Annotated in this window: 13 protein-coding genes; 11 read left to right on the forward strand and 2 right to left on the reverse strand. The window is 56.0% G+C overall.

Going from position 1 to position 12046, the window contains the following annotated elements; genetic code table 11:
• The first annotated feature begins 107 nt into the window (after window positions 1–107).
• Together lpcA and ACMGGU_RS02470 are read left to right on the forward strand one after the other, a co-directional pair.
• Window positions 108–686, forward strand: a complete 579-nt coding sequence (gene lpcA, locus ACMGGU_RS02465) for a D-sedoheptulose 7-phosphate isomerase (RefSeq protein ID WP_021242877.1) — start codon at window positions 108–110, stop codon at window positions 684–686.
• A 57-nt stretch (window positions 687–743) separates the two neighbouring features.
• Window positions 744–1511 carry a class II glutamine amidotransferase gene (locus tag ACMGGU_RS02470; protein ID WP_008500262.1) on the forward strand — a complete coding sequence of 256 codons (768 nt, stop codon included), beginning with the start codon at window positions 744–746 and terminating at the stop codon, window positions 1509–1511.
• Here the strand turns inward: ACMGGU_RS02470 and dpaA are convergent.
• The gene (dpaA, locus tag ACMGGU_RS02475; RefSeq protein WP_045909850.1) at window positions 1482–2222 is read right to left on the reverse strand and encodes a peptidoglycan meso-diaminopimelic acid protein amidase; all 741 of its coding nucleotides are present in this window, start codon (window positions 2220–2222) and stop codon (window positions 1482–1484) included. The two genes, ACMGGU_RS02470 and dpaA, sit on opposite strands and share 30 nt — an antisense overlap.
• A gap of 298 nt (window positions 2223–2520) precedes the next feature.
• On the opposite strand from dpaA, the gene ACMGGU_RS02480 reads away from it, so the two are divergent.
• The 8 genes from ACMGGU_RS02480 to dinB all read left to right on the forward strand — a co-directional run bounded on the left by ACMGGU_RS02480 (window position 2521) and on the right by dinB (window position 9728).
• Window positions 2521–3864 carry a Na(+)-translocating NADH-quinone reductase subunit A gene (locus ACMGGU_RS02480; RefSeq protein ID WP_252077510.1) on the forward strand — a complete coding sequence of 448 codons (1344 nt, stop codon included), beginning with the start codon at window positions 2521–2523 and terminating at the stop codon, window positions 3862–3864.
• Window positions 3865–3867: 3 nt separating this feature from the next.
• Window positions 3868–5103 (forward strand): NADH:ubiquinone reductase (Na(+)-transporting) subunit B, encoded by a 1236-nt coding sequence (locus ACMGGU_RS02485; RefSeq protein WP_167214380.1) that lies wholly within the window; start codon window positions 3868–3870, stop codon window positions 5101–5103.
• Window positions 5096–5890 carry a Na(+)-translocating NADH-quinone reductase subunit C gene (locus ACMGGU_RS02490; RefSeq protein ID WP_045909847.1) on the forward strand — a complete coding sequence of 265 codons (795 nt, stop codon included), beginning with the start codon at window positions 5096–5098 and terminating at the stop codon, window positions 5888–5890. The genes ACMGGU_RS02485 and ACMGGU_RS02490 overlap by 8 nt, the downstream gene beginning before the upstream one ends.
• Window positions 5883–6521: an NADH:ubiquinone reductase (Na(+)-transporting) subunit D gene (locus tag ACMGGU_RS02495; protein ID WP_024909466.1), complete on the forward strand. Its 639-nt coding sequence runs from the start codon at window positions 5883–5885 to the stop codon at window positions 6519–6521. The genes ACMGGU_RS02490 and ACMGGU_RS02495 overlap by 8 nt, the downstream gene beginning before the upstream one ends.
• Window positions 6522–6527: 6 nt before the next feature.
• Complete coding sequence (gene nqrE / locus ACMGGU_RS02500) at window positions 6528–7124, forward strand: NADH:ubiquinone reductase (Na(+)-transporting) subunit E (protein ID WP_023334613.1); 597 nt, start codon at window positions 6528–6530, stop codon at window positions 7122–7124.
• Between the two features lie 10 nt (window positions 7125–7134).
• Window positions 7135–8358, forward strand: a complete 1224-nt coding sequence (gene nqrF / locus ACMGGU_RS02505; RefSeq protein WP_032646969.1) for an NADH:ubiquinone reductase (Na(+)-transporting) subunit F — start codon at window positions 7135–7137, stop codon at window positions 8356–8358.
• A complete protein-coding gene (nqrM, locus tag ACMGGU_RS02510; RefSeq protein ID WP_023615899.1) occupies window positions 8358–8561 on the forward strand; it encodes a (Na+)-NQR maturation NqrM in 204 nt (67 codons plus the stop codon). The genes nqrF and nqrM overlap by 1 nt, the downstream gene beginning before the upstream one ends.
• 108 nt (window positions 8562–8669) lie before the next feature.
• Window positions 8670–9728 carry a DNA polymerase IV gene (dinB, locus tag ACMGGU_RS02515; protein ID WP_048029970.1) on the forward strand — a complete coding sequence of 353 codons (1059 nt, stop codon included), beginning with the start codon at window positions 8670–8672 and terminating at the stop codon, window positions 9726–9728.
• A gap of 76 nt (window positions 9729–9804) precedes the next feature.
• Here dinB and pepD read toward each other — a convergent pair whose 3' ends face one another.
• On the reverse strand, window positions 9805–11262 hold the full coding sequence (gene pepD / locus ACMGGU_RS02520) for a cytosol nonspecific dipeptidase (protein WP_262781163.1): 1458 nt from the start codon (window positions 11260–11262) through the stop codon (window positions 9805–9807).
• 260 nt (window positions 11263–11522) lie between these two features.
• Between pepD and gpt the strand changes: the two genes are divergently transcribed.
• Window positions 11523–11981, forward strand: coding sequence for a xanthine phosphoribosyltransferase (gpt, locus tag ACMGGU_RS02525; protein ID WP_003863205.1), 459 nt, complete (start codon window positions 11523–11525; stop codon window positions 11979–11981).
• Window positions 11982–12046 lie beyond the last annotated feature (65 nt).

Below are 12046 nucleotides of genomic sequence, written 5' to 3' on the forward strand. Positions count from 1 at the left end.
ACGAAAAAGCAAAACGCCGGACGTTTCGCATGGCTTTAGCTTCTCGCTTTTCCCGCTATCCGGTACACTCCACTGTGTTATTTCATCAATACTGAAGGATTATCCTCATGTACCAGGATCTTATTCGTAACGAACTGAACGAAGCGGCGGAAACGCTGGCTAACTTTCTGAAAGATGATGCCAATATTCACGCTATTCAGCGCGCTGCGGTCCTGCTGGCCGACAGCTTCAAAGCGGGTGGCAAAGTGCTCTCCTGCGGTAACGGTGGCTCTCACTGTGACGCGATGCACTTCGCAGAAGAGCTGACCGGTCGCTATCGCGAAAACCGCCCGGGCTATCCGGCGATTGCGATTTCCGACGTGAGCCACATCTCCTGCGTAGGCAACGACTTCGGTTACGACCACATCTTCTCTCGCTACGTTGAAGCGGTAGGCCGTGAAGGCGACGTGCTGCTGGGGATTTCTACCTCCGGCAACTCCGGTAACGTGATCAAAGCGATCGCCGCCGCGCGTGAAAAAGGGATGAAAGTCATCACCCTGACGGGTAAAGATGGCGGTAAGATGGACGGTACGGCGGATGTTGAAATTCGCGTTCCGCACTTCGGTTATGCTGACCGCATTCAGGAAATTCACATCAAAGTGATCCACATCCTGATCCAGCTGATCGAAAAAGAGATGGCTAAGTAAGACTTCGCGGGGGGCATATCCATTGGGGCGCTGCCCCCGCTGTTGTGGAGGTGATGTATGTGCGAACTGCTCGGGATGAGCGCGAATGTGCCAACCGATATCTGCTTTAGTTTCACCGGGCTGGTGCAGCGCGGTGGAGGAACCGGGCCGCATAAAGACGGCTGGGGCATCACCTTCTACGAAGGTAAAGGGTGTCGCACGTTCAAAGATCCACAGCCCAGCTTTAACTCACCGATTGCCAAACTGGTGCAGGACTATCCCATCAAGTCCCGCTCGGTGATCGCCCACATTCGCCAGGCTAACCGCGGCGAAGTAGCGCTGGAAAATACCCATCCGTTTACCCGCGAGCTGTGGGGCCGTAACTGGACCTATGCGCACAATGGGCAACTCACGGGCTATAAGTCGCTGGAAACGGGCAATTTCCGCCCGGTTGGCGAAACCGACAGCGAAAAAGCCTTCTGCTGGCTGCTGCACAAGCTGACGGAGCGCTATCCCCGTACGCCCGGCAACATGGCTGCCGTGTTTAAATACATCGCGACGCTGGCGACCGAGCTACGTGAAAAAGGCGTGTTCAACATGCTGCTCTCTGATGGCCGCTATGTGATGGCGTTCTGCTCGACGAATCTGTTCTGGATCACCCGCCGTGCGCCGTTTGGCGTGGCGACGCTGCTGGATCAGGATGTGGAGATAGACTTTCAGAAGGAGACCACACCGAACGATGTGGTCACTGTTATTGCAACGCAGCCGCTGACGGGCAACGAAACCTGGCAAAAGATTATGCCAGGCGAGTGGGTGCTATTTTGTCTCGGGGACCGTGTAATTTGACGCCAGCTGTGGATGGACGACTTCGTGGCTCAGCGGTTTGCTGACCACGTAACGGCCATCTACGATAGAGACCACCGGTGGCTTGTGGGTCTGCTCAAAGTAGTCATAACCCGGCTTCAGCTGTTGCCAGAAATCCGCGTAGTATGAGTACTTGTGACGTGCCATGTTGGCGTCCGTCATGCGGAACGGATAGATGCTGACCTGTACGCTAGGCTGCCCAAAGACCAGCGCGCCGGTCACGAACTGGAAGATCTCATCAATGCCGGAATCGGTCATCGCATAACAGCCGATAGACACGCAGGCACCGTGGATCATCAGGTATTTACCTTCATAACCGTGTGCACGGTCATAGGCATTCGGGAAGCCGATGTTAATGGCTTTATAGAAGCGGCTGTCAGGCTTGAGCTGGCTGCGCTGAACGTTGTAGAACCCTTCCGGACTTTTGAAGTCGCCCTGACGTTGTTTTGGCCCCAGTCCGCCGGAGTAGTTACAAATTTTGTAACTATCAAGCAGCTGATATGTCTCGCCCATCTTCACATACAGATCGAGAGTGCGTTCTTCCTTGAAGATTTGAATATAAACCGGCGATCCCATTAACTGCTGTTTATATTCCTTACTGACCGGCGTCGTTGAGCTATTACTGCTGAGCAGTCCGGCAAACGACATGCACGGAATCAGAAGCATCGCAATGAACAATGCGATTTTACGCATACTACTAGTTCCTTGATAAAACCATGACCAACTTGCCAGGACGGCAAAAGAGACCCGAAATCAGATTATTCTGTTAGGAGCGCTCACATTAGCACCGCTATAGATTTTCGCAAGAGCCGGGCGGTGAGTTTACAAATTAGTTTTACTTTATAAACCATCAAAATCGCGATGGCTCCAGGAACTTTGCGCATTAGCTCGCAATTTGGCGCGCGCGACGGCGGTTTCCCTGCCCGCGAGAAGGGGAAAATGTTACACTTCGCGGCCACTGGATTGTTGTTCATGGAAACCTGCTAACCACATGTTTAAAATAAAAAAAGGACTTGATCTGCCGATTGCAGGCGTGCCCGCGCAGCACGTTTCGACAGGCGCACGTGTCCGTCATGTCGCCATTGTGGGCGACGATTACCTGGGAATGCGACCTTCTATGCTGGTACAGGAAGGCGATCGCGTGATCACAGGCCAGGCGCTCTTTGAGGACAAAAAAAATCCCGGCGTGATGTTCACGGCCCCCGCAAGTGGCACCGTTGTGGCGATTAACCGTGGCGAACGACGCGTTCTGCAGTCGGTGGTTATCCGCATTGAAGGCAACGAACAGCGTGAATTCGCCCATTACGATGCCGCAGACCTCGTGTCGCTGAGCCGTGACGCTGTACAGGCTCAGCTTCTGGCGTCCGGTTTATGGACCGCGCTTCGTACCCGTCCCTTCAGCAAATCCCCTGTGCCGGGCACGGAACCGGCCGCGATTTTCGTCACGGCAATGGACACTAACCCACTCAGCGTGGACCCGCAGCCGGTTATCCTGGCGCAGCGCAAAGCCTTTGATGCCGGGCTGACCGTGTTAACCCGCCTGACGTCGGGGAAAGTCCACGTTTGCCAGGCCGGTGGCGGCAAGCTCGGCGGACATCCGCAGGGGCAGGTCACGTTTAATGCGTTTGCGGGCCCGCATCCGGCGGGTCTGGTTGGAACGCACATCCACTTTCTTGAGCCGGTAAGCCTGGCGAAACAGGTCTGGCACCTTAATTATCAGGACGTCATCGCCATCGGGAAGCTCTTCACCACCGGAGAGCTGTGCGCAGAACGTGTCATCGCCATCGGCGGGCCGCAGGCGGTAATCCCGCGTCTGGTGAAAACGCTGATTGGCGCGGATATCAATGAACTGCTGAACGACGAAACCAAAGCGGGCGAAAACCGACTGATTTCCGGTTCGGTCCTCAGTGGCCGCCAGGCCGTGCAGGCGCACGCCTATCTGGGGCGTTTCCATTTGCAGGTCAGCATTGTGCAGGAAGGACGCGACAAAGAGCTGTTCGGCTGGGTGCTGCCCGGTGCGGAAAAATACTCCGTCACCCGGACCACGCTGGGCCACTTCCTGCGTAACAGGCTGTTTAACTTCTCGACCACTACGCACGGTGGCGAGCGCGCCATGGTCCCGATTGGCAACTACGAGCGCGTCATGCCGCTGGATATTCTGCCGACCATGCTGTTGCGCGATCTGCTCGCCGGTGACACCGACAGCGCGCAGGCGCTGGGCTGCCTGGAACTGGACGAAGAAGATCTGGCGCTCTGTACCTATGTCTGTCCGGGAAAATACGAATATGGACCGGTATTGCGCGAGGTGTTAACCCGCATTGAGCAGGAAGGATAACCGATGGGCTTAAAACACCTCTTTGAAAAAATGGAGCCGCACTTTACCGAAGGGAAGCTCAAAAAGTACTACCCGCTGTATGAAGCAACGGCGACCATTTTCTATACGCCGGGTCTGGTGACGAAGGGGGCGGCGCACGTTCGTGACGCCATCGATCTTAAACGGATGATGATTCTGGTGTGGTTTGCAGTCTTCCCGGCGATGTTCTGGGGGATGTACAACGTCGGTTTGCAGACCCTTCCGGCGCTGCACCACATGTACGATGCGCAGCAGCTGGCGCAGGTGCTTCAGTCTGACTGGCACTACCGCCTGGCCCAGTCGTTAGGGGTGAACTTCGCGCCAGACGCGGGCTGGATCAGCATGATGACGCTGGGCGCGGTGTTCTTCCTGCCGATTTACCTCACGGTATTTATCGTGGGTGGCTTCTGGGAAGTGCTGTTCGCCATCATCCGTAAACATGAGATCAACGAAGGTTTCTTCGTGACCTCGATTCTGTTTGCCCTGATTGTCCCGCCAACCTTACCGCTCTGGCAGGCGGCGCTGGGCATCAGCTTTGGCGTGGTCATTGCTAAAGAAATTTTCGGCGGCACCGGGCGGAACTTCCTCAACCCGGCGCTGGCGGGACGTGCGTTCCTCTTCTTTGCCTATCCGGCGCAAATCTCAGGCGATCTGGTCTGGACGGCGGCAGACGGTTTTTCCGGCGCGACGCCGCTTTCACAGTGGGCGGCACACGGCGGCGAAACGCTGGTGAACAACGCGACGGGTCAGCCCGTGACCTGGTTTGATGCCTTTATTGGCAACATTCCCGGCTCTATCGGTGAAGTCTCGACGCTGATGATTTTGCTTGGCGGGGCGATCATCCTGTTTGGGCGCGTGGCCTCCTGGCGGATTGTGGCAGGCGTGATGATCGGCATGGTGCTGACCGCCACGATGTTCAACCTTATCGGTTCGTCCACTAACCCGATGTTCTCCATGCCCTGGTACTGGCATCTGGTGCTGGGGGGCTTCGCGTTCGGCATGATGTTCATGGCGACGGACCCCGTCTCGGCCTCGTTTACCGATAAAGGTAAATGGAGCTATGGCGTGCTCATTGGCGCGATGTGTGTCCTGATCCGCGTGGTCAACCCGGCGTATCCGGAAGGAATGATGCTGGCGATTCTGTTTGCCAATCTGTTTGCGCCACTCTTCGATTACCTGGTGGTGCGGGCCAACATCAAGCGGAGGAAGGCGCGTGGCTGAAGTCAAAAATAACGACAGCATCAGCAAAACGCTGCTGGTGGTGCTGGTGCTCTGTCTGGTCTGCTCCATTGTCGTGGCCGGTTCTGCCGTGGGGTTAAAACCCCTGCAGCAGGAGCAACGTGCCCTGGATAAACAGCGCAACATTCTGGCCGTGGCCGGGCTGATGCAGGAGGGGATGAGCGCAGATGAGGTTTCGGCCGTCTTTGCCGAACGTATTTCCGCGCGTCTGGTGGATTTAAAAACCGGCCAGCTGCTGGATAAAGACCCGGCAACCTTCAACCAGGCGCTGGCGCTGAAAGATCCGCAGATGAGCCTGACGCTCGAGGCATCGCAAGACCCTGCCGGAATTAAGCGCCGCAGCAATCTCGCCGAAATTTACCTGGTGCGTGACCCCCAAAAACGCATTCAGGAAGTGGTGCTTCCTGTCTACGGCAACGGCCTGTGGTCAATGATGTATGCCTTTGTAGCCCTTGATACGGATGGCCGCACCGTTAAAGGCATTACGTATTATGACCAGGGCGAAACGCCGGGGCTGGGCGGCGAAGTGGAAAACCCGAACTGGCGGGCACAGTTTGTCGGCAAGAAAGTGCTCGACGATAACGGTCTGCCTGCGCTGAAGGTGATGAAAGGAGCGGCACGTCCCGGTGACGACTACGCGGTCGACGGGCTTTCCGGCGCCACGCTCACCTCAAACGGCGTGCAGCACAGTTTTGATTTCTGGATGGGCGAGCTGGGCTTTGGTCCTTTCTTGAAAAACGTACGTGAAGGAGCGCTGAACAATGGCTGATACCGGTGAACTGAAAGAAGTGAAAAAGGTGCTCATTGGCCCACTGCTCGCCAATAACCCGATCACGCTGCAGGTGCTGGGCGTCTGTTCAGCCCTGGCGGTGACGACCAAGCTGGAAACGGCGGTGGTGATGACGCTGGCCGTCACGCTGGTCACGGCGTTCTCCAGCATGTTTATCTCGATGATCCGCCACCACATTCCCAACAGTGTGAGGATCATCGTGCAGATGGCGATCATCGCCTCGCTGGTGATCGTGGTCGATCAGCTGCTGCGCGCCTTCGCCTATGAAACCTCCAAACAGCTCTCGGTGTTTGTCGGGCTGATTATCACCAACTGTATCGTCATGGGGCGTGCGGAAGCCTACGCCATGAAAATGCCGCCGCTGGCGAGCTTTATGGACGGTATCGGCAACGGTCTGGGCTATGGCGCGATCCTGCTGACCGTGGGGTTCCTGCGAGAGCTGATTGGCAGCGGCAAGCTGTTTGGCATCACGGTGCTGGACACGGTGCAAAACGGCGGATGGTATCTGCCAAACGGCCTGTTCCTGCTGGCCCCTAGCGCATTTTTCATTATCGGTTTGTTGATCTGGCTGATTCGTACGTTGAAACCAGAACAGCAGGAAAAGGAGTAACCGACGATGGCTCATTACCTGAGTTTGTTTGTGCGCGCGGTGTTTGTTGAAAACATGGCGCTCGCGTTTTTCCTCGGCATGTGTACGTTCCTTGCTGTGTCTAAAAAGGTCTCCACGGCATTTGGCCTGGGCGTGGCGGTCACCGTTGTGTTGGGGCTTTCGGTTCCGATTAACAATCTGGTGTACAACTTCGTGCTGCGGGATGGCGCGCTGGTGGAAGGGGTTGATCTCAGCTTCCTGAACTTCATTACCTTCATCGGGGTGATCGCGGCGCTGGTGCAAATCCTGGAGATGATCCTCGATAAGTACTTCCCTTCACTCTACAACGCGCTGGGGATCTTCCTCCCGCTGATCGCGGTGAACTGCGCCATCTTCGGCGGCGTCTCGTTTATGGTTCAGCGTGATTACAACTTCAGTGAATCCGTGGTGTACGGTTTCGGCTCCGGTATCGGCTGGATGCTGGCGATTGTCACCATGGCGGGGATCCGCGAGAAAATGAAATATGCCAACGTGCCTGCGGGTCTGCGTGGCTTAGGGATCACCTTTATCACCACCGGTCTGATGGCGCTGGGCTTTATGTCCTTCTCCGGTGTGCAGCTATAAGGGCTAACAGATGGAAATTATTCTTGGCGTGGTGATGTTCACGCTGATCGTACTGGTGCTGTCAGGACTCATTCTGGCGGCACGGGCGAAGCTGGTGAATTCCGGCGACGTGGTGATTGATATTAACGACGATCCGCAGAATCAGATCCGCACGCCGGCGGGAGATAAACTGCTCAATACGCTCTCCGGTAACGGTATTTTTGTCTCCTCAGCCTGCGGCGGCGGCGGCTCCTGCGGGCAGTGCCGCGTGACGGTAAAAGAGGGCGGTGGCGATATTCTGCCCACCGAGCTGGCGCATATCACTAAGCGTGAGGCAAAAGAGGGCTGCCGTCTGGCCTGCCAGGTCGCGGTGCGTCAGAACATGAAGATTGAACTGCCGGAAGAAATTTTCGGCGTCAAAAAATGGGAATGTGAAGTTATCTCTAATGATAACAAAGCTACCTTTATCAAAGAGCTGAAGCTGCGCGTACCGGAGGGGGAAGATGTCCCGTTCCGCGCCGGCGGATACATTCAGATTGAGTGTCCTGAGCATACCGTGGCATATGCGGACTTCGACGTTCCGCAGGCGTACCGCGCCGACTGGGACAAATTCAATCTCTTCCGCTTTGTATCAGAGGTAAAAGAGCCGACGCTGCGCGCCTACTCGATGGCCAACTACCCGGAGGAGAAGGGCATTATCATGCTCAACGTGCGTATCGCCACGCCGCCACCGAATGTGCCGGATGCGCCGCCGGGCGTGATGTCGTCATACATCTGGTCTCTGAAGCCGGGAGATAAGGTAACTATCTCCGGTCCGTTCGGGGAGTTCTTCGCGAAAGATACCGACGCGGAGATGGTCTTTATCGGCGGCGGTGCCGGTATGGCCCCGATGCGCTCGCATATTTTTGACCAGCTCAAGCGGCTCGGCAGCAAGCGTAAAATCAGCTTCTGGTACGGTGCGCGCTCGCTGCGAGAAATGTTCTACGACGACGAGTTTGAACAGCTGGCACGTGAAAACCCGAACTTTACCTTCCACGTGGCGCTCTCCGATCCGCAGCCGGAAGATAACTGGACGGGCTATACGGGGTTCATCCACAACGTGCTGTATGAAAACTACCTCAAACAGCACCCGGCGCCCGAGGACTGCGAGTTCTATATGTGTGGTCCGCCGATGATGAACGCCGCCGTGATTAAGATGCTGAAAGATCTCGGCGTCGAAGATGAGAACATCATGCTTGATGACTTTGGAGGCTGATGATGCTGACGTTTCTGGCAACCTTTGTGGTTTTTGTGCTTGTCATCTTCGGCATGTCGTTAGGCTGGATCGTTAAGCGGAAAAGCATTCAGGGCAGCTGCGGCGGTATTTCCTCCATTGGTATGGAGAAGGTCTGCGACTGCCCGGAACCGTGCGACGCCCGCAAAAAACGCATGGCGCGCGAGCAGCAGCGCATTATTTAAGTTTTTGTAGGCCGGGTAAGGCAACGCCGCCACCCGGCATTCTTACATCTGCTTCTCAATCCTTATTTATTTACTGTATACTTATCCAGTGATGAGTGAGGGCTTACTATGCGCAAAATAATCCATGTTGATATGGACTGCTTTTTTGCCGCAGTGGAGATGCGAGACAACCCGGCGCTGCGGGATATTCCCATCGCCATTGGCGGCAGCCGCGTTCAGCGTGGTGTCATCAGCACCGCCAACTATCCCGCGCGCAAATTTGGCGTGCGAAGCGCCATGCCGACGGCGATGGCCTTAAAGCTTTGCCCTCATCTCACGCTTCTGCCCGGGCGGTTCGACGCCTATAAAGAGGCTTCCCTTCATATTCGGGAAATCTTCTCCCGCTATACCTCTCTGATAGAGCCGCTGTCGCTGGACGAAGCCTATCTGGATGTGACCGACAGCGTGCACTGCCACGGCTCCGCCACCCTGATGGCGCAGGAGATCCGCCAGACGATTTTCAACGAGCTGAATCTGACGGCATCGGCGGGTGTGGCGCCCGTTAAATTCCTTGCCAAAATCGCTTCGGATTTAAATAAGCCCAACGGCCAGTACGTCATTACGCCGGAAGAGGTGCCTGCATTTTTAAAAACGCTGCCGCTCGGCAAAATTCCCGGCGTCGGTAAAGTCTCCGCCGCAAAGCTGGAAAGCATGGGGTTACGCACCTGCGAAGACGTACAGCGAAGCGATCTCGCGATGCTGCTTAAGCGCTTCGGGAAGTTTGGCCGCGTGCTGTGGGAGCGCAGCCAGGGGATTGACGATCGCGATGTGAACAGCGAACGGCTGCGGAAATCCGTCGGCGTTGAGCGTACCCTCATTGAAGATATTCATGACTGGTCCGAGTGCGAATCTATTATCACGGAACAACTCTACCCGGAGCTGGAGCGACGCTTAAGCAAGGTAAAACCGGACCTGCTCATCGCCCGTCAGGGCATCAAGCTCAAATTCAACGATTTCCAGCAGACCACGCAGGAACATGTCTGGCCGCGTTTGAATAAAGACGATCTTATCGCGACGGCAAAAAAGGCATGGGAAGAGCGACGAGGTGGGCGAGGGGTGAGGCTGGTGGGATTGCACGTCACGCTGCTGGATCCGCAGTTAGAGCGACAGCTGGTATTGGGATTGTAAAAAAGCCCGGTGCGCTACGCTTACCGGGCCTGGGTTTTTCACCCTATTCCACAGGAAGAGGGTTGGGATGAAGATGTTACTTAGCAGGGATCGCTTTCAGCAGTTCAGTCAGCAGCGTCCAGTAGTGACCGACGCTTTCGATATGAACCTGCTCATCCGGCGAGTGCGGACCGGTAATGGTTGGCCCGATAGATACCATGTCCATGTCCGGGTACGGTTTCTTGAACAGACCGCATTCCAGACCCGCGTGGATCACCTGAATGTTCGGCGTGCTGTTGAACAGACGCTGATAGGTTTCACGCACCAGCGCCATCACCGGAGAGCTTGCATCCGGCTGCCAGCCCGGGTAGCTGCCTTTGGCTGAGGTTTTTGCTCCCGCCAGCGTGCCCAGAGATTCCAGCATGCTCACCACATACTCTTTACCACTGTCAATAAGGGAGCGGATCAGGCAGATGATCTCCGCGCTGTCGTCGCTCATGGTTACTACGCCCACGTTAAGTGAGGTTTCCACCACGCCTTTTGCCACGTCAGAGTTGCGGATCACGCCGTTTGGCGTCGCGTTCAGCAGCTGAACGAAGGTGTCACGAGACTTCGCGGTCAGCGCGGTTTTATCCGTGGAGACGGATTCCAGCACCACTGTCAGGTTCTTCTCTTTCGCCGACAGTTCGTTTTTCAGGATATCCAGGTACACGGTGGAGAGTTTTTTCAGCTCGTCGGCTTTTGCCGCTGGCACTGCCACTGTGGCGAAGGCTTCGCGTGGGATCGCGTTGCGCAGGGTACCGCCGTTGAAGTCTACCAGACGCAGATCCAGCTCGGCCGCATGGCCTGCCAGGAAGCGTGCCAGCAGCTTGTTGGCGTTGCCCAGACCCAGATGAATATCACCGCCGGAGTGGCCGCCTTTCAGCCCTTTCAGCGTCAGCTTGAAGGTCTGGAAACCGGCAGGGATCGCTTCGCGTGACAGCGGCAGGGTAGAGATGAAATCAATTCCGCCCGCGCAGCCCATGTAGATCTCACCTTCTTCTTCGGAGTCGGTGTTGATCAGGATATCCGCCTGCAGCCAGTTCGCCTGCAGACCGAACGCCCCGTCCATGCCCGCTTCTTCGGTCATGGTCAGCAGCACTTCCAGTGGACCGTGCTCAACGCTGTCGTCAGCCAGCACGGCCAGCGCAGAGGCCATACCGATGCCGTTATCCGCGCCCAGGGTGGTACCGCGCGCTTTCACCCAGTCGCCGTCGATGTACGGCTGGATCGGGTCTTTGGTGAAGTCGTGAACGGTGTCGTTGTTCTTCTGTGGCACCATGTCCAGGTGCGCCTGCAGCACAACCGGTTTACGGTTTTCCATGCCTGCGGTGGCGGGTTTGCGGATCAGAATGTTGCCAACCTGGTCACGTTCCGCATGCAGGCCTTTTTCCTTCGCCCAGCCCATAATATGTTCGGCAAGCTGTTCTTCATGGTAGGAAGGGTGTGGAATGGAGCAGATTTTGGCAAAAATATCCCACAGCGGCTGCGGAGATAGTTGAGACAGTTCAGACACGATAAGTCTCCTTGTCGAGGCGCTGCAAACAGGGTTGCAGGTCACAGGGTTAGCAGGTTAATAGTTACCACAAGTCAGGCTTGCGAGATGAAACTGAGAATACCACTTTCTCTGCTGGCTGGTAGCATAAAGCATGTAAAAACTCAGGCTGAGGGCGCTAAACACTGGTTTTTAGTGCGTCAGATCTCTATAATCTCGCGCAACCTATTTCCCCCTCGAACACTTTTTAAGCCGTATAAAAACAGGCTGGGACACTTCACATGAGCGAAAAATACGTCGTCACCTGGGACATGTTGCAGATTCACGCACGCAAACTGGCTGCGCGTCTGATGCCTTCCGAACAGTGGAAAGGCATTATTGCCGTCAGCCGTGGCGGTCTGGTACCGGGGGCGCTGCTGGCACGTGAGCTGGGTATTCGTCATGTCGATACCGTCTGCATCTCCAGCTATGACCATGATAACCAGCGTGAGCTGAAAGTGCTGAAACGTGCGGAAGGCGACGGTGAAGGCTTCATCGTTATTGACGACCTGGTGGATACCGGTGGTACTGCGGTGGCTATCCGCGAAATGTATCCGAAAGCCCATTTTGTCACTATCTTCGCGAAACCTGCTGGTCGCCCGCTGGTTGACGATTACGTGATTGATATCCCGCAGGATACCTGGATTGAACAGCCATGGGATATGGGCGTGGTCTTCGTACCGCCGATTTCAGGCCGTTAATACCAGTATGTAACTTTACACGCCCGGCTATGCCGGGCGTTGTTCTTTTTGGCCTGCCACGCGTT

It is taken from the genome of Enterobacter sp. BNK-8 (genome assembly GCF_048685095.1).
GTDB classification, from domain to species: Bacteria; Pseudomonadota; Gammaproteobacteria; order Enterobacterales; family Enterobacteriaceae; genus Enterobacter; species Enterobacter quasiroggenkampii.

What these genes read in the sequence shown, in the direction of transcription:
- lpcA (WP_021242877.1), top strand. Translation starts at nt 108, where the DNA reads ATGTACCAGGATCTTATTCGTAACGAACTGAACGAAGCGGCGGAAACG.
- ACMGGU_RS02470 (WP_008500262.1), top strand. Translation starts at nt 744, where the DNA reads ATGTGCGAACTGCTCGGGATGAGCGCGAATGTGCCAACCGATATCTGC.
- dpaA (WP_045909850.1), bottom strand. Translation starts at nt 2,222, where the DNA reads ATGCGTAAAATCGCATTGTTCATTGCGATGCTTCTGATTCCGTGCATG.
- ACMGGU_RS02480 (WP_252077510.1), top strand. Translation starts at nt 2,521, where the DNA reads ATGTTTAAAATAAAAAAAGGACTTGATCTGCCGATTGCAGGCGTGCCC.
- ACMGGU_RS02485 (WP_167214380.1), top strand. Translation starts at nt 3,868, where the DNA reads ATGGGCTTAAAACACCTCTTTGAAAAAATGGAGCCGCACTTTACCGAA.
- ACMGGU_RS02495 (WP_024909466.1), top strand. Translation starts at nt 5,883, where the DNA reads ATGGCTGATACCGGTGAACTGAAAGAAGTGAAAAAGGTGCTCATTGGC.
- nqrE (WP_023334613.1), top strand. Translation starts at nt 6,528, where the DNA reads ATGGCTCATTACCTGAGTTTGTTTGTGCGCGCGGTGTTTGTTGAAAAC.
- nqrF (WP_032646969.1), top strand. Translation starts at nt 7,135, where the DNA reads ATGGAAATTATTCTTGGCGTGGTGATGTTCACGCTGATCGTACTGGTG.
- nqrM (WP_023615899.1), top strand. Translation starts at nt 8,358, where the DNA reads ATGATGCTGACGTTTCTGGCAACCTTTGTGGTTTTTGTGCTTGTCATC.
- dinB (WP_048029970.1), top strand. Translation starts at nt 8,670, where the DNA reads ATGCGCAAAATAATCCATGTTGATATGGACTGCTTTTTTGCCGCAGTG.
- gpt (WP_003863205.1), top strand. Translation starts at nt 11,523, where the DNA reads ATGAGCGAAAAATACGTCGTCACCTGGGACATGTTGCAGATTCACGCA.